Source organism: Amycolatopsis sp. lyj-108 (assembly GCF_046549005.1).
Classification (GTDB): Bacteria; Actinomycetota; Actinomycetes; order Mycobacteriales; family Pseudonocardiaceae; genus Amycolatopsis.
The window spans coordinates 219,405-236,695 of record NZ_JAJPWQ010000002.1; the positions used below are offsets into that span (position 1 = coordinate 219,405).

The following is a 17,291-nucleotide window of genomic DNA, read 5'->3' on the forward strand; positions in this document are numbered from 1 at the left end:
AGGGCCATGCTGGAACACGACACCGCGTTGATGGAGACGGAACGGGACTCGCCGTGGCAGGCGGTGCCACCCGGCGACCTGAGCACCGCGACCACCGAGCCAGGCCGGGAGTTGCTGACCGTCCTGGCTCGGCACCTGTCCCGGATACGGGCCGAGGCGGCGCCGAACGACCGGGACGGCACGTTCCCCGCCGAGACGTTCCGCGGTTTCGGGCGTGACGGCGTGCTCGGCGCGACCGTGCCCGCGGAGCTGGGCGGGATGGGGGTCGGCAGGCTCCACGACGTGGCGGTCGCGCTTCTGCGGGTCGCCGAGGCGGACGCCTCGACCGCACTGGCCCTGCACGCCCAGTTCAGCCGGGGGATCACCCTGACCTACGAGTGGCAGTACGGTCCGCCGCCGACCCGGCGACTGGCCGAGCGGCTGCTGCGCGCGATGGCCCGGGGCGAGGCGGTGGTGTGCGGCGCGGTGAAGGATCACGGGCGAGAGGTCACCCGGCTGCGCCCCGACGGCTCCGGTGGCTGGCTGCTGTCCGGTCGCAAGACGCTGGTGACGATGGCGCCGATCGGGACGCATTTCGTCGTATCCGCTCAGGCGCCGGTCGACGGCGGATCAGCGCGGCTGTACGCCCCTATCGTGGCAAGGGAAACCCCGGGGCTCACCATCGTCGACGGATGGAACGGCCTTGGCATGCGTGCCTCCGGCACCCTCGACGTGGCGTTCGACGACTGCCCGGTACCCGCGGACGACGTGCTGGCGCGTGGCAGTGTCGGTGCGCACAGCGACGCGGTCCTCGCCGGGCAGGCGATCAGCTCCCTCGCGATGCTCGGCATCTACGCCGGGGTCGCGAAGGCCGCCCGCGATCTCGCGGTGGACACGGTCGCCCGGCGGTCGGCCGCACCGCCCGCGGCGTCGCGCACCCTGGTCGCCGAGATCGAGGCGCGGCTGTACGCGCTGCGGGCCACCGCGTCGGCCGCGCTCGTCAACGCCGACGAACTGTCCCCCCGGCACGACATGGATCCGGATGAGCGCGGACGGCGGCTGATGACCCCGTTCCAGTGTGCCAAGCAAGTGGTCAACGAACTGGCGGCCGTGGTGGTCGACGACTGCATCACCGTGGTGGGCGGGGCCACGTATGTGGCGGAGCACCCGCTGGCCCGGCTGTATCGGGACGTGCGCGCCGGCCGGTTCATGCAGCCGTACACCTACGCCGACGGCGTCGACTACCTGAGCGCGCAAGTGCTCGGCCTGGAAAGGGACAACGACTACGTGAGCTTGCGGGCCACCCGGCCGGCGGACGTTCGGTGAAGGGCAGGACAGCACGCGTCGCGCGGTCCGGTGCCCGGCTTCGTCTCGAAGGGGATCCAAGATGGTGATCGCAACGCAGTTGGCGGCGCGGGATGACACCCGGCTGCCCGCACGGCTCGCGCGTTCCCGGCGGGCGGCCGCCACCGGCACGGACATGCGGACCGAGGACTTCGACGCCTGGCTCGCCGGGCGCCGCCGGGCGCACCGCTTCATCGTGGAGCGGGTGCCGCTCGGAGAGATCAAGGACTGGTCGTCCGAATCGGACAGTGGCAACATCGTGCACCGCAGCGGGCGGTTCTTCAGCGTGGAGGGGCTGCACGTCGTGATCGACGGCCGCGAGTGGCAGCAGCCGATCATCGTGCAACCCGAAGTCGGGATCCTCGGCATCCTGGCCAAGGAGTTCGACGGCGTCCTGCATTTCCTGATGCAGGCCAAGATGGAGCCGGGCAATCCTGGCCTGTTGCAGCTCTCGCCGACAGTGCAGGCCACGCACAGCAACTACACCGGCGTGCACCGGGGTGCCGACGTGAGGTACCTCGAGTACTTCACCCGGCCGGGCCGGGGCCGGGTGCTCGCCGACGTGCTCCAGTCGGAGCACGGCTCCTGGTTCCTGTGCAAATCCAACCGCAACATGATCATCGAGACCTTCGACGACGTGCCACCGCACGACGACTTCTGCTGGCTCACTCTCGGCCAGATCGGCAAGCTGCTGCACCGCGACAACGTGGTGAACATGGACGCACGCAGTGTCCTTGCCTGCGCCCCGACGGCGCCCGCGGAGCCGGGCGCGGTGCGCTCCGACACGGACGTGCTGTCGTGGTTCACCAACGAGCGGGCCCGGCACGACGTGCGGGCCCGGCGCGTGCCGCTCGCCAAGGTCAGCGACTGGGTACACACCGAGGACGACATCCAGCATGTCGCGAACCGGTACTTCCGGGTCGGCGGGGTGTCCGTCGAGGCAGGGAACCGTGAAGTGACCTCGTGGATGCAGCCGCTGTTCGAGCCGGTCGGTCTGGGGCTCTGCGCGTTCCTGGTCCGCCGCTTCGGCGGGGTGCCGCATCTGCTCGCCCATGCCAGGGCCGAGGGTGGTCTCCTCGACACCGTCGAACTCGGACCGACGGTGCAGTGCACCCCGGAGAACTACGCCCACCTGCCGGAGGAGGAGCGGCCGCGGTTCTTCGACCTGGTGCGCCGTGCCGGGGCGGACCGGATCCGATACGCCGCGGTGCATTCCGACGAGGGTGGCCGTTTCTTCAACGCCGTCAGCCGATACCTGCTCGTGGAGGCCGACGAAACCGAGGTGGGTGCCGAGCCGCCGCCCGGGTACGCCTGGGTGACCCCCGGCCAGCTGAATTCGCTTGCCCGGCACGGGCATTACCTCAACATGCAGGCACGTACGCTGCTCGCGGTCGTCGGCTTGCTGAACGGGCTGCTGTAGGCCCGCGCTATCCGGCGTTCTCGGCGAACGCGTCGACGCAACGCCGCAGTGCGGTGTGCAACGGCACCCGGGGGCTCCAGCCGGTGGCGGCCTGGAACCTCGACGAGTCGATCACGACGCTGTGCATGTCGGTGGCCGTGGCGACATCGGGTGGCGGTACGCAGACGACGGGTACCGGCGGCCGCCCGAGGCGGGCGCCGACCAGTTCGGCGATCGTCCGCAGCACGTCGCCCAGTGGCACACCGCGCCCGGTGCCGACCAGCCAGTGCCCGCCGGCGAGCACGTCCGCGTGGTCGATCCCGGCGAGGAAGGCGTTCGCGGCGTCGTGCACATAGAGCAGGTCGCGTTCGACGGTGCCGTCGTTCCACAGCGTGAGCTCCTCGCCGGCGAAAGCCTTGCGCACCATGGTGGAGACCACGCCGCGGCCGTTCAGCCGCCCCCGCGGGCTGTCCCCGTACACGGTGGGCAGCCGCAAGGAAACGCCGCGGACCAGCCCGGCGGCGGTGGCCGCCTTGAGCACCTGCTCCGCTGCCTGCTTCTGCCGGTCGTAGGCGGTCGTGGGCCGGTCGGGTTCGGTGCCGTCGAGGGGTATCCGCTCCGGCAGACCGGCCTGCGAAGTGGAGCCCGCGAACACGATCGTCGGCGGCCGACGGCGCTCCCCGAGCAGCTCGACGAGATCGCGCAACACGCCGACGTTCACCTGTTCGGCGGTCAGGTCGCTGTCGGCCTCACGCCAGTCTGCGGTGTGCATCAGCAGATGGACCACCGTGTCCGCGCCGGCCACAGCGGCTTCGAGGTCCGCGCGAACCGTGAGGTCGGCGGTCAGCACCTCGATTTCAGCCACGGCGCCGGGCGGCACCGGCTGCGGCCGACGGCCGACCGTACGGAGCCGGATCGGTTGCCGGGCAAGGGTTTCGACCACCGCGGCGCCGACGAAGCCCGAACCACCCAGCACCGCGATCAGCGGCCGGTCCCCGCGGTCACCGGCGGCGTTCACCGCGGCACCGGGGCGGCGCGGTACAGGGCCTGCCAGTAATAGCTCCACGACACCGAGCGTTCCTTCGCCACGCACTGCCACCGCTCGCCGGGCCGGTACGCGGACACGAAAGCGGGCACCTTCTCCAGTACCGCCTCGCTGTCGTGGATGTCGATGACGTCGCGCAGCAACCCGGTGCTCAGCGCCAGCTCCACCACCGCGGCCCCCTGCGAGTGGCCGTCCAGCGTCTTGTCGAGGTATTTGCCGACCGGGTTGTTGACGTAGAAGTGCGCGCAGGTCGCGTCGATGAGCCCGAGATAGTCCCGCACGGTGCCGGGATTCATCTCGGCGAACGAGTCGACGTTCACGCACAGATCGAAGCGGGCACCGCGCACTTGCTCGTCCACCTCGTCGATACCCACGAAACTGATCTTCGCGAACTGTTCGGGCTCCAGCACGGTCCGCAGATACCGGCGCGACAGCGCCAGGGTGTTCGGCAGGTCGACGATCGTGTATCCGGCGACCTCGTGGTTGGACAGCAGGGTGTGGCAGGTCCGGCCGTAGCCGGCGCCGATCTCCACGATCCGTGCGCCGTCGAGGGGCAGGTTCGCCGCCATGAACTCGACCTCGTGCACCGCCTGCAAGTAGTCGAGGCACACTGGTTCGCCGTCGCAACGCACTGAATAGGGGTCGCCGACCTCACGGTTGCGCGTGCGGCGCAGCCTTTCCCTGTTGGCGGGGCTGAGTCGCATGCCCAGTGCGAACGTGAGCGCTTTCAGGTAGCGCACGCCGTTGGGTCGCGGATTCCACAGCGCCAGCTTGAAGTTGACGCCGTTCGACTTGAACCCGGCGAGGTCGGCCACGGCCTCCTCGGTGATATGCGCGTCGTTGATGTGCAACCACTGCGCGCTCGGGCCGTATCGCCGGTGCGCCTGCTCAGTCATGACCGCGTCTCCTTCGCCGATGCCGCCCCGCCTGCCGTGCCGCCGGCGCGCGGTCGGCTTGCCCCGCGTCGACTCTCGAACGGACCGAGTACGCGGAATTTCATGGCTCTTTCCTACACCCGCCGTGGCGGGTCCGGCAGCCGGTCGAGTGAGTAGTTGTCCGCCTTCGGCCGTCGGTCAGCCCCTCGGCGTCCTTGCGCATCGGTCACTCGCCGGATAAGAATCGCAGCAACGATCACTCGTATGGGGGACTTACTGTGATAGGAAACTTCACTCGCCGTAGTGTTCTCGGCCTCGCTGCCGCGTCCGCGGTCGGCGCCGTGACCGGCGTCCTCGGTTCGACCGGATCCGCCGCCGCCGGCACCGTCCGGCGCGGTGGCGGCACGGTCGACTGGAACTCGCTGGGGCGTCACCTCGACGGTGACCTCGTCCTGCCGTCGGATCCGGGCTACGGGCAGGCCCGCGAGCAGGCGCTCAGCCAGTTCGACAACACCAATCCGATGGCCGTCGCCTACTGCGAGAGCACAAAGGACGTCCAGACTGTCATCGCGTTCGCCCAGGACAACGGGGTGCACACCGTTCCCCGCAGCGGGAGGCACAGTTTCGGGGGCTATTCGACGACAAAGGGCATGATCCTGGACGTCTCCCGGCTGAACCAGGTCACCACCGACGGAACGCACGTCACGATCGGCGCGGGCACCCAGCAGGCCGATGCGCTGACCGCCCTGGCCCCCTACGGGCTGGCCCTGGTCAGTGGCATGTGCCCGACGGTGGGTTCCGGCGGGTACATCCAGGGTGGCGGTATCGGTCACCAGACTCGCAAATACGGCATGGCCTGCGACCGGCTGGTTTCGGCCGAGGTGGTGCTGGCGGACAGGCGCGTCGTGCGGGCCTCGGCCCAGGAGAATCCCGATCTCTACTGGGCGCTGCGCGGCAACGGCGGCGGCAACTATGGCGTCGTCACCAGGTACACGCTGGAACCGGTGCCGCGCAACAGTTTGGTCGGCTACCGGCTCATCTGGTCGGGAGCCGACTCGGCCGCGCTGATCGAGAATTGGCAGCAGTGGGTGAACACCGCACCCGACGATCTTTCGTCGGTCCTGATGGCCCGCACCGCGAGCCCGCCCTCACCCAGCACGATGGTGACCGTCTCGGGCACCTGGTACAGCACCATGGACGAGCTCAACCGCCGCCTCGACGAGCTGGTCGCGGCGACCGGCGTGACGCCGCTCAACCGGTCCGTCTGGGAGTTGCCGGCTCAGCACGCCATGACGCAGCTCTATGGTTACGCGGATCCCACCACCGCGCAGGGCCACCGGGTCGGCGCCACTCCCGAGGCGACGGCACCTCGCTGGAACTACTACCGCACCCGGTGCCGGATGTTCGGCTCAGCGGTGCCTCGAGCCGACGTCGAGGACCTGCTGGCTGTCCTCGCCGATCCGGCGCGTTTCCGCAACGGGCAGTCCCGCATGCTGTACTTCGAAGCCCTCGGGGGCGCCGCGAACACGCGGGCCCGCACGGACACCGCTTATGTGCATCGGACCACCAAGATGCTGGCCGGTCTCACCGCGGAACTGCGCGACTTCGCCTACACCGACGAGGACACGGCGGCGTGTGAAACCTGGCTCGCGGACGGCTTCGCGGTGCTCGACCGGCATTCCCTGCGCGAGAGTTACCAGAACTACATGGACCCGGCGCTGCACGACTGGCGGACCGCCTATTACGCCGAGAATTATCCCCGGCTGGTGCGGATCAAGCGGGCTTACGATCCGCACAAGTTCTTCCGCTTCGCCCGCAGCATCGGCTGACCCCCCGCTCGCCCGCGGTGTGCGTTGGGGGTCGTGAGTGTTATGTGTCGTTCTATTGGGAGGTAAGACAAAGGTGTCTTGTCCGTGGGTGAGGGTGGCGGTGGGGTGAAGGCTCCTTTCGCCGCGTCTGATGCGGTGAAGGGAGCCTTCAGCCCTGGTCAGGCGGCACCGACCGCGCCACCTTAGCTCTACCCCTCAATAATGACCCGAAACACTCACGACCACCCAACGGCCGTGTCGCGAAAGCCACTTTCGGGACATCTGGCGTCGCGAAAGTGGCTTTCGCGACGCGCCTTGGCATCACGCCACTTTGCCTTACCCTCAAGAGAACCCGAATCGCCACTCACGACCACCTGTACCGATCCGGCGGTTTCACGAGACCGGACGGACGACACGCGTGCGGCCACGCACCGCGTCTGTCCATAATGGACAAATACGTGCGCTCATCGCGGGCGAGTCCGGCGCAGTCAAGGTGAGGGATGGGGGCGGCGGCACCTGCTGGCTAGCCTTGTTTTGTCTTGTTCGATCTTTCCAGGCAGGAAGGCAAAGCCGGGAAATGAAGATCGTTTTCTCCAGCCTGTCCGGCTACGGTCACGCTTACCCGTTGCTGCCGCTGGCCCTCGCTGCCCGGGAGGTCGGCCATGACGTCCTTTATGCGATCGGCGAGAGATTCCATCCGTTGCTACAGGAGCTCGGATTCCGTACTGTGCCGGTCGGAATGCCGATCCATGAGGCCTTGAGTTCCGTTCAGGCGGGCAAGGACAGGGAGACCGGCGACCTACCGTGGCGTGGTTTGCTCGATCCCGCGGTCCGGGCGTTCAGTGAGCTGTTACCCCGCCGGTTCGCCGCCGACCTGATGCCCGTGCTGCGGGCGGAGCGGCCAGACCTGGTGGTGTACGAGGCGGGCAACCCGGGAGCCGGGCTCGCGGCGCATCGCCTGGACATTCCCGCGGTGTGTCACGCCAACGCCCGAGCGGACGCGGTCGACCGAGAAGACCGATGGCGGCAGGTGGACATGAAGCTCCTCCGTGCGGTCGCCGCCGAAATCGGGGTCGAGGTGCCCGAAGGGCGATACCTCCTGGGTGACCCGTACCTGGACGTCTTTCCCTCCTCGCTGCAGGAGACGTCGTTCTTGGCTCGTCCGGAACGGGTGCCGCTGCGCCTGGTGCCGTTCAGTGAACCCGGTGAGCTACCGAAGATCGCACTGGCCGAGCGGAAACGCCCGTTGGTCTATCTGACATTGGGGACGGTGCTGGGCACCGTCGCCGCCCTGCGTGCCGCTGTCGATGGGTTGTCGGCATTGGACGTCGAGGTGGTGGTGGCGGCCTGGCCCAACCTTTCGTTGGACGAGTTCGGTGTGCTTCCCGAAAACGTGCACCTTGAACGCTGGGTGCCGCAAGGGGAACTGCTGTCACTTGTCGACCTCGCCGTACACCACGGCGGCCCCGGGACGACCGTCACCGCTGCCGCCGCCGGGGTTCCACAACTGTTCCTGCCCGTCGGGTTCGACAACTTCGCCATGGCAGGCGCGGTGTCCGCCACCGGTGCCGGGAGACAGTTGCTGCCAGAGGGAGTCGAACTGGAAGACGACCGTCGCCGCACTGACGTCGTCTCCGCGGCGGCCATCGCCGAGGCAGCGGGCGGACTGCTGGCCGATACCGATGCCGGACAGGCGGCCAAAGCCATCGCCGAGGAGATCGCCGCCATGCCAAGCCCCACGGAAGTCGTGTCCCGGCTTCCCGAGTTTTGCTAGCGCGCGCCACCGGGTCGTAGGAAGAGAGTGAGTTTTCATGGGTGTCACCCAGTCGGAACCGACGCTGTCCGATCTTCTTGGCTATCTCGACGTGTTACGAGCACGGGGAGACGTGCATTTCGACGAGAAGATCAAGGCGTGGCACGTACTCGGCTACGACGTCACTCAGCAGGTGCAGATGGACTCGGTGACCTTCTCCTCCGAAGTCGCCCCGCTGGGGCCGGTGGAGGAAGACTTCACGGGCAACTTCCTCCGGGCGGACAATCCGGCTCACCGGCGGCTGCGCGGCGTGGTCAGCAAGGCGCTCACCCCGAAGATGATGGCCGACCTGGAGCCGCGGATCGCCGAGTTGACGACGCGGCTACTCGATACCGCCGATGACGGCGGCCATCAGTGGGACTTCATCGAACAGCTGGCCCACCCGTTGCCGCTCATGGTCATGGCCGAGATGCTCGGCATTCCCGCCGACGACCTGGCGTTCGTCCGGAAGCTGTCCGACTCCGTCGTCGAGGTGCAGAGCTCCGCCGCGAAGGAGTCGCCGGACGACCGGCGGGAAAGCGCGTCGAACGACAACGACGCGCCGCCGCTGCGTGAGTTGAAGCCGCTGCGCGAGTTGAACTCGCACTTACTGGAGATCCTCCGCGCCCGCCGCGAGAACCCCGGCGACGACCTGGTCAGCAGGCTCATGACGGTCGAGGCCGACGGAGGGCGGCTGGACGAGGAGGAGGCACTCGGTTGTCTCAACGTGGTGGTCGCCGGCCACCACACCACCACCGCCGCCATGGGCAACACGATTCTCGCGCTGGACGAGAATCCCCTTGTGTGGGACCAGTTGCGGGCCGACCCGACGCTGATCCCGGCCGCGATCGACGAGTCGGTGCGCTTCCGGCCGCCGTTCCCGCGCTCGCCCCGCCGGACGACGAAGGACACCGAGCTCGGCGGCCAGAAGATCCCGGCCGGCGCGACCGTCCTGGTGTGGCTGATCACCGCGAATCGTGACGACCGCGTCTTCGCCGACCCGGACAAGTTCGACATCCTCCGCAAGCCCAATCCGCATCTGTCGTACGGCAAGGGCATCCATCACTGTGTGGGCGCGCCACTGGCGCGACTGGAGACGAGGATCGCGATCCGGCTTCTGCTGGAGCGCTACCGGGATATCCGCGTGCGCGACGACGCTCCTGCCGGCCTGCGCAATCGCTGGGCGGTTTCGGGCGAAAGGCCCGGCCGGTGGGGTCTTGGTGACATGGTGAAACCGCGCGTCGTCAACAAGCTGCCCATCGAGGTCCGCAAGTACTGAGCGGAAGTTCGCGACCGCTCGAACCGACGACCCAGGCCCCGGTCACGAAGACATCGTGACCGGGGCCTGGGTCGTTGTCAGTTGCGGTAGCGGAAGGTGATCCGGCCGCGGGTGAGGTCGTAGGGTGTCAGTTCGACCAGCACCCGGTCTTCGAGGTAGATCTTGATGTAGTTCTGGCGGATCTTGCCGCTGATGTGGGTGAGTACCCGGTGGCCGTTCTCGAGTTCGACGGTGAACATGCCGGCACGCAGGGCCTCGACGACCTTGCCTTCGACCTCGATACCGTTCCTGTTCTTCTTCATCGGACCAGCTCCAGGTTGCTGCCCGCCGGCTGGGCGCCGACGCTTTTGAACAGTGCCGAGGCCGCGTGGTTGGTCTCGTGGACTTCGGCCCAGGCGGTGGAGTGCCCGTCGCGGCGCAGTGTCCCGAGTGCGTGGGCGAGTAGTGCCCGTGCGATACCGCGACGTTGCTCGCCTGCCCGGACCGCGACCAGCGCGATGCGAGGGTGGTGCACTGTTTCCACGCGGATCAGGCCAAGGTAGCGGTCCGGTGTCGCGGCGACCGCGTAGGTCGAGGGGCCGGTGCTGGTGTCCTCGTCTTCGGGACGGGAGATCAGTTCCGCGGGCATTGTCTGCCACCACCCGGCGGCCGCGTCGACTTCTTCACGGATCGCGCGGTCCGCTGCCCGCAGCAGGCTTTCGTCGGCCTGGCCGGCAGGCACGATCGTCACCCCGGAAGGCGGCAAGGTCTGTTCGAGTCCGGTGACCTGCGGGTCGGTCGGTACGGTGTATTCGAACTCGCGACGCCGGATCGTGAAACCGGCGCGTTGCCAGCAGGCTGTGAGTTCGGTGTCGGCTTCGTCGACCACCGTGTACAGCGGTGTCGGCAGTTCGGCCAGCATCGCTTCCGCGAGCCGGTCGAAGATGATGTCGTGCCAGGCGTCGATGCTGACGAACAAGCGTCCGTCGGGCCGGTGTTCCGCATAGGTCCGGCCGACCGTTCGGTTGTCGTCCAGTGCGTGCCATTGATTGTCCGCGACGCGGGTGATGGTCACCGCGTTCTCGTCCAGGCTGGTGGTGAGAGGCTTTGTATTCATCGGAATTCCTTCCAGGAGGGCCTTGATCTCAGGCGCTCCTGGCGACACCGAAGGTCAGCCGCCGGACCGTGAGAGGCTGAGGGAGCACCCATGGGTGATTGCGTTCACGGGACTCACCTCCTTGCACGAATTCACGGTCGCCATGAACCTAGCAGTGGGCGACCGCCTCGCGCAAATCATTTGAGATACCCGCGCTTTCCGGACAGTGGACACTCGGCACCCAGTGGTCCGTCGGCCGCACTGGAGTCTGTCGGGGCACCGCGTTCGCCCTGACGCGAACCAGTGCCGAAATGCGGTGAAGCCTTCTTTGATCAGCGGTTCTTCACTCAGGACTCGGCTTCGGGACCCGCGAAGTCCACACCGAATACCTGAAACACCACATCGCGGCATAAGAAGCCGCTAAAAGACCGTCCCGACCGGTGGCACTTCCCCCAGCGTCCGGAAGCGCGGGCACGGGGGAGCCGGGGCGGTCAGCTGGTGGGTCCACGGCCATCGAATCGTGCACGTCCTGCGGCCTCCGTGAGAGTGATGAGTTCCGCGCATCGGCTCGCGGCCGCGAGCGCGTCCTTGTTCCCGGTGCGAGTGAAGGTTTCCACGGCTGTGTCGGCGAACTTGATGACGTGTTCGTCTCCCTGGTCGACCGCCAGTGCCATGGCGTCCTCGGTCGTCGCGACGCCGTTGGTGTGGACGGTGAGATCCGCCCGGTCGGCGGCGAGCTGGGGGGTGCACGCGGCGGTCAGGGCCGCGGTCGCTTGCCAGGCGGCGTCCAGGCTGGGAACCCACAGCCTGCGCGGCAGGGCGGGTAGCACGCGGAGGACCGCGGTGGGTGCCGTCGAGGCGTGGACCAGCATGACCGCGTGACCGTGGCCGTAGTCCAGGTAGCGGAACACCGTGGCGTCGATCAGCTGGGACAGCAACGCGGGTACCTGCTCGGGATCGTCCACGGTCCGCAGCGCGCCCAGTGCCGATTGCCAGCCGTCGGTGGTCGGGAGCTGACTGAGCCGGTAGGGGACGCCTTTCTGCTGGTCGGCGACGGTCGGCACGTTGGCAAGGGCGTCGGCCGGGCGTAGCGACCCGAGCCGCCGCGAAGGGTCGCCCGTCACCGGTGTCCAGCACGCGGCCCAGTAGCCCAGTGCGTCGGCGAGCTCGGTCACGTACGGGTTTTCGATGCTGTCGACGGATCCTGCCCGTGCTTCGGCCGTCAGCATCGAGTGGACCACGTGCCCGACTCGGATCGCGCCGTGAGCCGTACCGCCGGCGATGCCGGGTACCAGCCGCGGCCACCACGTCGCCAGTACTTCCCGCCAGGGACGTTCGGTGACTTCGCGGTGGAACAGGGTGGTCCAGTCCGCTACCCGTTTCAGGTCGCCGAGTGCCTCTCGCCAGTCGTTTTCGGTGACGGGGTCGAGCCCGCGTGGTGGTTCTTCCAGACGTTGCGTGTAGTTGTCGATCCAGTGGTGCACGGAGTCGGCGTGTCCGTGCCGGATCATGGCCTCCACGGCCATGGGGCCGTGGTTGCTGAGATGGTGGCCGCCCCACTCCGGTCCCGTCTGGTGGAACCGCTGGTAGGCCTCCAACAGGACCGATTCGTTGTCCTTCACCCGGGTCCTCCAAGCTGGCCGCCGGACTCTTTGCCCGAACCCTTTTCCGGACAGTAGGTCTGGCGCGCGGCCGCGCACTATCCCCGACGTTGGTAGTGGCATTGGGTGCGTATGTGGCCGCTTTACCAAGGCGGGGGATGGTCAGTACCAGGGCAAGGTCGTTGAATGGTGCCGACCCGGGTGCGATTTGCCCGAATGGTGATCCGTTACCCCCTTAGAGGAGCTATGTCCGTTCTTGTCATCGGTGCGTACGGCAATGTGGGCAATCACGTCGTGGACGGACTTCTGTCCGCTGGAATGCCGGTCCGGGGAACCAGTCGAAAACCGCGAACCGGTGAGGTACCGGACGCCGTCGAGATGGTCCGCCTCGACCTGACCGAACCGGAGACCCTGCCTGCCGCGCTGGAGGGCGTCAAGAAGGTCTTTCTCTACGCCAACCAAGATGGCGTCACCGAGTTCGTCGGCGCGGCGAGGGCGGCGGGGGTGGAACACGTCGTGTTGCTGTCCTCCTCTGCCGTGGTGCAACCCGCCGCCCGGCACAGCCGGAGCGCGCAGCTGCACTCGGTCGTGGAGGAGACGCTGCGGGAGTCGGGAATCGCGTGGACCTTCCTCCGCCCGACCACGTTCGCCGCCCTACAGCTCCGCTTCGCTCCGATGATCCGGTCGGGGGAGGAGGTGGTGCGGATTCCGTTCCCGCGCTTGCGCACCGCGGCGATTCACGAGCGCGACATCGCCGACGTGGCGGTCCGGGCACTGACCGGCGCCGGGCACGAGGGGAAGGCGTACTGGCTGACCGGGCCAGAGGCCTTGACACAGCAGGAATGCATCGAGGTGATCGGAGCGGTGCTGGGGCGGCGGATCGAGGTCGCCGAGCTGGCTCCCGAGGACGCCGAACCGAAGATGCCGGAATCCTTCGTCCGTACCATGACCGAGCTCATGAAGGCTCCGTGTGCCGTGACCTCCGCGGTCGAGGAGGTCACCGGGGCGCCGGCCCGTTCGTTCCGGCAGTGGGCCGAGGAACACATCAAAGACTTCAGCTGACTGCCGCCCCAGAAGCGAACGCGGTGTGGCCGGGTCGGTCGTGAGTGGCGCTTCGGCGTCCGGTGCTCATGTCGCGAAAGCCACTTTCGGGACGTCTGGCGTCCCGAAAGTGGCTTTCGCGACACGCCACCTTGACTTACCCCCGCCGCGCAGGCCCGGCGAACCCGCGTCGACGACTCACATCGACGTGGTGATGTCCTGCCCGACCAGCTGCTTCCACATGACCGCGAGTTCGATGCGCGACTTGGCCCCGACCTTCTGGAAGATCTTGCGGAGATGGAAGGCGACGGTGTGGCGAGACAGGAACATCTTGCCGGCGACCTCGGCGTTCGTGAGTCCGCCTGCCACCAGTTCGGCCACCGCGTACTCGGTGTCGGTCAGCATGGGGATCCGGCTGCTCGGCCAGAACCTCGCCGCGGCCTTGGACGTGTCGTGGCGCCGCAACTTGCTGCGGACCCGGGACGAGTCGCGCGGTGAGCCGGCGTCCGCGTAGGAGTGCATGGCCGTGTCGTAATGCGTGCATGCCTGCCGGAACTCTCCGTAGTTCGCGGACAGGAGATCGCCGATGTCCTCGTTCATCGAGGCGCGGGTCCACGCGTCGCGGCTGGCGGTGGCCGCTTGCTGCAGCAGGCTGACGTCCTCCTCGACCAGCGCGTCGAGGTGCAGGGCGGCGGCCGTGATGGCGCGGATGTCCGGATTGTCCGCGGAGAGCGCCGCCGCGCAACGACGGCCGCGCTGGGCGGTTTCCCGGTCGCCCGCTCGCAGCAGGATCCGGACGAGGAACGACGCCGCCGCGGGCTCGGACAGCAGGAGACCACGGGCCGACGATTCGGATTCAAAGAGTCCTCGGGCGAGCGGTACGGCGACTTCCCAGCCCTTCTCCGCCTCGAGGATCTGGACGACGAGCCAGGCGGGCGAGTCCCAAGGAAAGGTATCCCGCCTGCCGAAAAGCACGTCCCTGCCGAACAGCACGTCATCCTTGAGCTGGTTGGCATGGTGGATCATCGCGGCGAGTTCGCCACGCCGCATCGCGGCGATCGCGCGGACCGTGTTCCCGATCGAGGCCCACGACGCGAGACGCGGGTCGTTCGCCACGACCATGCCGGCGTCACACAGCTTGCCCGCCTCGTCGATGTCGCCTTCGCAGAGTGCGATCTTGGCTCTGACCAGCGCCGTTACCGCGTCGATGGCAGGGTCGTCGACCACCTCGGTTGCTTGGCGGACCGCGCGCTTGGCTTCGTCGATACACCGGAGGTTGGTCAGCAGCAGTGCGAGTTGCAGGCTCGCCAGCGCCGTGCAGTGCTCGCTGCCCCGGCGGCATCTGGCCGTCGCCGCGGCCTCGGCAAGGGAGATGGCGGAGACGACGTCGCCCTCCAGCCAGACCGAACCGGCTGTGTGCAGGATTTCGAGATTGATGCAGTCGTGAGCGGAGAGAATTGACGCGTTTAGTCCCAGAATGCCCAACCGAACCCCCGAAGTTTCCATGCACATTTAAGGAAGTCTCCAAGCATATTTACGGTGAAGAGCACGACTCGATCTTTGGACAGCACGATTTAAGCCCAATCTCTCTTCGGCGGAGAGATTGTGTCAAATTGCTATACTTACCCCAGTTTTCTATGAGCACCCCAGACCTGGCCGACGATACCTGATCGCTGCGCTATGTCAAGGTCACACGGAGTAGTGATGAGGGCTATGATTTTCCGCCAGCGCTGCCGGAGTGCGCCAGATGGGTGCCCCGCGAGCCATTGGCCTTTCGTCGTCGAAACCGCCAACTGGTTGAATGCAGAGAATGCGGAAAAACTGACTGGTTCTGTCCGAATTGTCGGTTCCCCGGAGGGCTCGGGCATGCGTGGCTCAGCGGACCGCGGCGAGACAGAAGCCAGACACTGTCAGGCTGGGTAGTTGCCGTCGGTGCGGCGGGATGGGCACGATGAAGGTCAAGGTCGGCGCTGTCCGCATCGGCACTTCGAGAGGTGGCCTATGTCCGCGTTGCCGCTGGTGGACCGATCCTCGGAACTTCTCGGGGGCGGGGACGGGAGGTTCGTCGTGGGACGAGCCGGTGACATCGTCGCGGTGCCGGACGGCGACGAGGTGGCCGCGGTGGGCTGAAGGTGATCGCTCCTCCGGAGCGTGAGCGAGGCCTGTCCGATCCGGACCGGGGACGCGCATCGGTTCTCGATGAGCTCTCGATTGTCCATCCGGGTGACCTGATGGGTCGCGGCGGTGGGGGCCAGGCTTTTCTGGTCTCCGAAAAGCGAAGGAAAGTAATGGGCTTCCGTCTCAGAGGCATTCTTCGTCGGTGGGTCAGGATCACCGCAATGCTCGGCTCGAATTCCCCGTATCCGGCGGCACAATTCGCAAGCTGCGCTTTGCCCGCGGAGTTCTACCTGTTCACCATGTCGGTTCCCCCGGATGTCGACCTGCACCAGAGGGTCCTCTTCTCTCCGTGTATCGAGGTGGACATCGACGGTCTGTGGCTGCGCGACGACATCGCCGAATAGCAGCGTCGGCCGAACAGGTGAGACGAGCGTGTTCAAAGACGTAACTCGCGTGTCCAGACTCCGCACACGCGAGTTACGTCCCCAAGCACGCGAGTCACGCCTTCCTGCACGACCAGCCGCTAGTTGCGGTACCGGAAGACGATCCGGCCGCGCGACAGGTCGTACGGCGTGAGCTCCACCAGCACCCGGTCTTCCAGGTAGATCTTGATGAAGTTCTGGCGGATCTTGCCGCTGATGTGCGCGAGCACCCGGTGGCCGTTGTCGAGCTCCACGGTGAACATGCCGGCACGCAGGGCCTCGACGACCTTGCCCTCGACTTCAATGCCTTTTCTGGTCTTCATCGCACCAGCTCCAGGTTGCTGTTCATCGGCCGGGCGCCGATGCCTTCGAACAGGGCAGAGGCCGCGTGATCGAGCTCTTGGACTTCGGCAAAGGCTTCGGCGAATCCGGCGCGGTGCAGCGTCCCGAGCGCGTGGGCCAGCAGCGCACGCGCGATGCCGCGGCGCTGCTCGACGGTGCGGACCGCGAGCAGTCCGATGCGCGGCCGGTTCACCGTCACTACGCGGATCAGGCCGAGGTAGCGGTCCGGTGTCGCGGCGACCGCGTACTTCGACGGGTCGATGATGGTGTCACCGTCGGGGCGGGGGATCACTTCGGCAGGCATCGACTGCCACCCGGCGGTCGCCTCGACTTCGTCACGGATCGCGCGGTCCACCGCCCGCAGCAGACCCTCGTCCGCCTGGCCGGCAGGCACGATCGTCACACCGGAAGGTGGCAGGGTTTCTTCGAGTCCCGTGGTCCGGGGGTCGGTCGGCACGGCGTATTCCCACTCGCGGCGCCGGATCGTGAAACCGGCTCGTTGCCAGCAGGCCGTCAGCTCGACGTCGGCTTCGTCGACCACCGTGTACAGCGGCTCCGGCAGTTCGGCCACCATCGCCTCGGCGAGCCGGTCGAACGTGGCCTCGCGCCAGGCGTCGACGCAAACGAACAAACGGCCATCGGGCCGGTGCTCCGCATATCCGCGGCCGACCACCCTGTCGTCGTCGAGTGCGTGCCAATGCCTGTCCGCGACGCGCGTGATCATCACCGCGTTCTCGCTCAGGCCGGGTGTCAAAGGCTTCGTGTTGATCGGAGACTCCTTCCAGGAGTGCCTCGGTTTCAGGCGCTCCTGGCGGCAGCGAAGCTCAGCCGCCGGACCGTGAAGGGTTCAGGGAGCACCCATGGGTGTTTGCGTTCACGGGTCTCACCTCCTCCAACGAATTCACGGTCGAAAACGACGTTAGCAGCGGATCGCTGACTCACGCAATCCTTCCGGCGCGCTTCCGTCGCCGGGCGGCCGGGCTATCAGGCTGAGGGATGCCGGAGGGGGTGCGGCCGCTTTTAGCCTGCTGAACGCGGGCCGAAAAAGTTTCGTCCGGGTTCTCCGCCACGCGCACGCACCGGAGCTGATCCGAGCCGCGGTGCCGGTGTCCGCCCCGCCCGCGATCGGGGGCGGCCTCCGTGCCCGATGGCGTCCGCTCTACGAAAGGAC

16 protein-coding genes are annotated in these 17,291 nt (G+C 67.4%); 8 read left to right on the plus strand and 8 right to left on the minus strand.

Annotation, left to right across the window (positions count from 1 at the left end; all coding sequences use genetic code 11):
* Positions 1-6 precede the first annotated feature (6 nt).
* Both ACLJO0_RS07260 and ACLJO0_RS07265 read left to right on the plus strand, forming a co-directional pair.
* On the plus strand, positions 7-1,305 hold the full coding sequence (locus ACLJO0_RS07260) for an acyl-CoA dehydrogenase family protein (protein ID WP_410577129.1): 1,299 nt from the start codon (positions 7-9) through the stop codon (positions 1,303-1,305).
* 61 nt (positions 1,306-1,366) lie between these two features.
* Positions 1,367-2,743, plus strand: coding sequence for an NDP-hexose 2,3-dehydratase family protein (locus ACLJO0_RS07265; RefSeq protein WP_410577130.1), 1,377 nt, complete (start codon positions 1,367-1,369; stop codon positions 2,741-2,743).
* A gap of 7 nt (positions 2,744-2,750) precedes the next feature.
* Here ACLJO0_RS07265 and ACLJO0_RS07270 read toward each other — a convergent pair whose 3' ends face one another.
* Complete coding sequence (locus ACLJO0_RS07270) at positions 2,751-3,788, minus strand: NAD-dependent epimerase/dehydratase family protein (RefSeq protein ID WP_410577131.1); 1,038 nt, start codon at positions 3,786-3,788, stop codon at positions 2,751-2,753.
* A complete protein-coding gene (locus tag ACLJO0_RS07275; protein WP_410577132.1) occupies positions 3,737-4,663 on the minus strand; it encodes a putative sugar O-methyltransferase in 927 nt (308 codons plus the stop codon). Before ACLJO0_RS07275 ends, ACLJO0_RS07270 begins: the two co-directional genes overlap by 52 nt.
* 320 nt (positions 4,664-4,983) lie before the next feature.
* On the opposite strand from ACLJO0_RS07275, the gene ACLJO0_RS07280 reads away from it, so the two are divergent.
* The 3 genes from ACLJO0_RS07280 (at position 4,984) to ACLJO0_RS07290 (ending at position 9,521) form a co-directional block, all read left to right on the plus strand.
* Positions 4,984-6,471 carry an FAD-binding oxidoreductase gene (locus tag ACLJO0_RS07280; protein WP_410577133.1) on the plus strand — a complete coding sequence of 496 codons (1,488 nt, stop codon included), beginning with the start codon at positions 4,984-4,986 and terminating at the stop codon, positions 6,469-6,471.
* A gap of 556 nt (positions 6,472-7,027) precedes the next feature.
* Complete coding sequence (locus ACLJO0_RS07285) at positions 7,028-8,224, plus strand: glycosyltransferase (protein WP_410577134.1); 1,197 nt, start codon at positions 7,028-7,030, stop codon at positions 8,222-8,224.
* Between the two features lie 37 nt (positions 8,225-8,261).
* Complete coding sequence (locus ACLJO0_RS07290; RefSeq protein WP_410577135.1) at positions 8,262-9,521, plus strand: cytochrome P450; 1,260 nt, start codon at positions 8,262-8,264, stop codon at positions 9,519-9,521.
* A gap of 77 nt (positions 9,522-9,598) precedes the next feature.
* Here ACLJO0_RS07290 and infA (ACLJO0_RS07295) read toward each other — a convergent pair whose 3' ends face one another.
* From infA (ACLJO0_RS07295) to ACLJO0_RS07305, 3 genes are all read right to left on the minus strand, one after another.
* Complete coding sequence (gene infA / locus ACLJO0_RS07295) at positions 9,599-9,823, minus strand: translation initiation factor IF-1 (protein WP_125790357.1); 225 nt, start codon at positions 9,821-9,823, stop codon at positions 9,599-9,601.
* On the minus strand, positions 9,820-10,617 hold the full coding sequence (locus tag ACLJO0_RS07300; protein WP_410577136.1) for a GNAT family N-acetyltransferase: 798 nt from the start codon (positions 10,615-10,617) through the stop codon (positions 9,820-9,822). The genes infA (ACLJO0_RS07295) and ACLJO0_RS07300 overlap by 4 nt, the downstream gene beginning before the upstream one ends.
* Positions 10,618-11,087: 470 nt before the next feature.
* Positions 11,088-12,218 carry a hypothetical protein gene (locus ACLJO0_RS07305; RefSeq protein WP_410577137.1) on the minus strand — a complete coding sequence of 377 codons (1,131 nt, stop codon included), beginning with the start codon at positions 12,216-12,218 and terminating at the stop codon, positions 11,088-11,090.
* Between the two features lie 225 nt (positions 12,219-12,443).
* Between ACLJO0_RS07305 and ACLJO0_RS07310 the strand changes: the two genes are divergently transcribed.
* On the plus strand, positions 12,444-13,259 hold the full coding sequence (locus ACLJO0_RS07310) for an SDR family oxidoreductase (protein WP_410577138.1): 816 nt from the start codon (positions 12,444-12,446) through the stop codon (positions 13,257-13,259).
* Positions 13,260-13,436: 177 nt separating this feature from the next.
* Here ACLJO0_RS07310 and ACLJO0_RS07315 read toward each other — a convergent pair whose 3' ends face one another.
* The gene (locus ACLJO0_RS07315) at positions 13,437-14,723 is read right to left on the minus strand and encodes a helix-turn-helix transcriptional regulator (protein ID WP_410577139.1); all 1,287 of its coding nucleotides are present in this window, start codon (positions 14,721-14,723) and stop codon (positions 13,437-13,439) included.
* A gap of 516 nt (positions 14,724-15,239) precedes the next feature.
* On the opposite strand from ACLJO0_RS07315, the gene ACLJO0_RS07320 reads away from it, so the two are divergent.
* Positions 15,240-15,368 carry a hypothetical protein gene (locus ACLJO0_RS07320; protein WP_410577140.1) on the plus strand — a complete coding sequence of 43 codons (129 nt, stop codon included), beginning with the start codon at positions 15,240-15,242 and terminating at the stop codon, positions 15,366-15,368.
* A 2-nt stretch (positions 15,369-15,370) separates the two neighbouring features.
* Positions 15,371-15,760, plus strand: a complete 390-nt coding sequence (locus tag ACLJO0_RS07325; RefSeq protein ID WP_410577141.1) for a hypothetical protein — start codon at positions 15,371-15,373, stop codon at positions 15,758-15,760.
* Positions 15,761-15,879: 119 nt separating this feature from the next.
* Here ACLJO0_RS07325 and infA (ACLJO0_RS07330) read toward each other — a convergent pair whose 3' ends face one another.
* Both infA (ACLJO0_RS07330) and ACLJO0_RS07335 read right to left on the minus strand, forming a co-directional pair.
* Positions 15,880-16,101: a translation initiation factor IF-1 gene (gene infA, locus ACLJO0_RS07330; RefSeq protein WP_125787346.1), complete on the minus strand. Its 222-nt coding sequence runs from the start codon at positions 16,099-16,101 to the stop codon at positions 15,880-15,882.
* Entirely contained in the window at positions 16,098-16,844 is a 747-nt protein-coding gene (locus tag ACLJO0_RS07335) for a GNAT family N-acetyltransferase (RefSeq protein ID WP_410578191.1), read from the minus strand. The genes infA (ACLJO0_RS07330) and ACLJO0_RS07335 overlap by 4 nt, the downstream gene beginning before the upstream one ends.
* Positions 16,845-17,291: the final 447 nt, after the last annotated feature.

Excerpts from the sequence above, each read along its gene's own strand:
- ACLJO0_RS07260 (WP_410577129.1), top strand. The coding sequence starts at position 7 with ATGCTGGAACACGACACCGCGTTGATGGAGACGGAACGGGACTCGCCG.
- ACLJO0_RS07265 (WP_410577130.1), top strand. The coding sequence starts at position 1,367 with ATGGTGATCGCAACGCAGTTGGCGGCGCGGGATGACACCCGGCTGCCC.
- ACLJO0_RS07275 (WP_410577132.1), bottom strand. The coding sequence starts at position 4,663 with ATGACTGAGCAGGCGCACCGGCGATACGGCCCGAGCGCGCAGTGGTTG.
- ACLJO0_RS07285 (WP_410577134.1), top strand. The coding sequence starts at position 7,028 with ATGAAGATCGTTTTCTCCAGCCTGTCCGGCTACGGTCACGCTTACCCG.
- ACLJO0_RS07290 (WP_410577135.1), top strand. The coding sequence starts at position 8,262 with ATGGGTGTCACCCAGTCGGAACCGACGCTGTCCGATCTTCTTGGCTAT.
- infA (WP_125790357.1), bottom strand. The coding sequence starts at position 9,823 with ATGAAGAAGAACAGGAACGGTATCGAGGTCGAAGGCAAGGTCGTCGAG.
- ACLJO0_RS07300 (WP_410577136.1), bottom strand. The coding sequence starts at position 10,617 with ATGAATACAAAGCCTCTCACCACCAGCCTGGACGAGAACGCGGTGACC.
- ACLJO0_RS07310 (WP_410577138.1), top strand. The coding sequence starts at position 12,444 with ATGTCCGTTCTTGTCATCGGTGCGTACGGCAATGTGGGCAATCACGTC.
- ACLJO0_RS07320 (WP_410577140.1), top strand. The coding sequence starts at position 15,240 with ATGTCCGCGTTGCCGCTGGTGGACCGATCCTCGGAACTTCTCGGGGGC.
- infA (WP_125787346.1), bottom strand. The coding sequence starts at position 16,101 with ATGAAGACCAGAAAAGGCATTGAAGTCGAGGGCAAGGTCGTCGAGGCC.
- ACLJO0_RS07335 (WP_410578191.1), bottom strand. The coding sequence starts at position 16,844 with ATGATCACGCGCGTCGCGGACAGGCATTGGCACGCACTCGACGACGAC.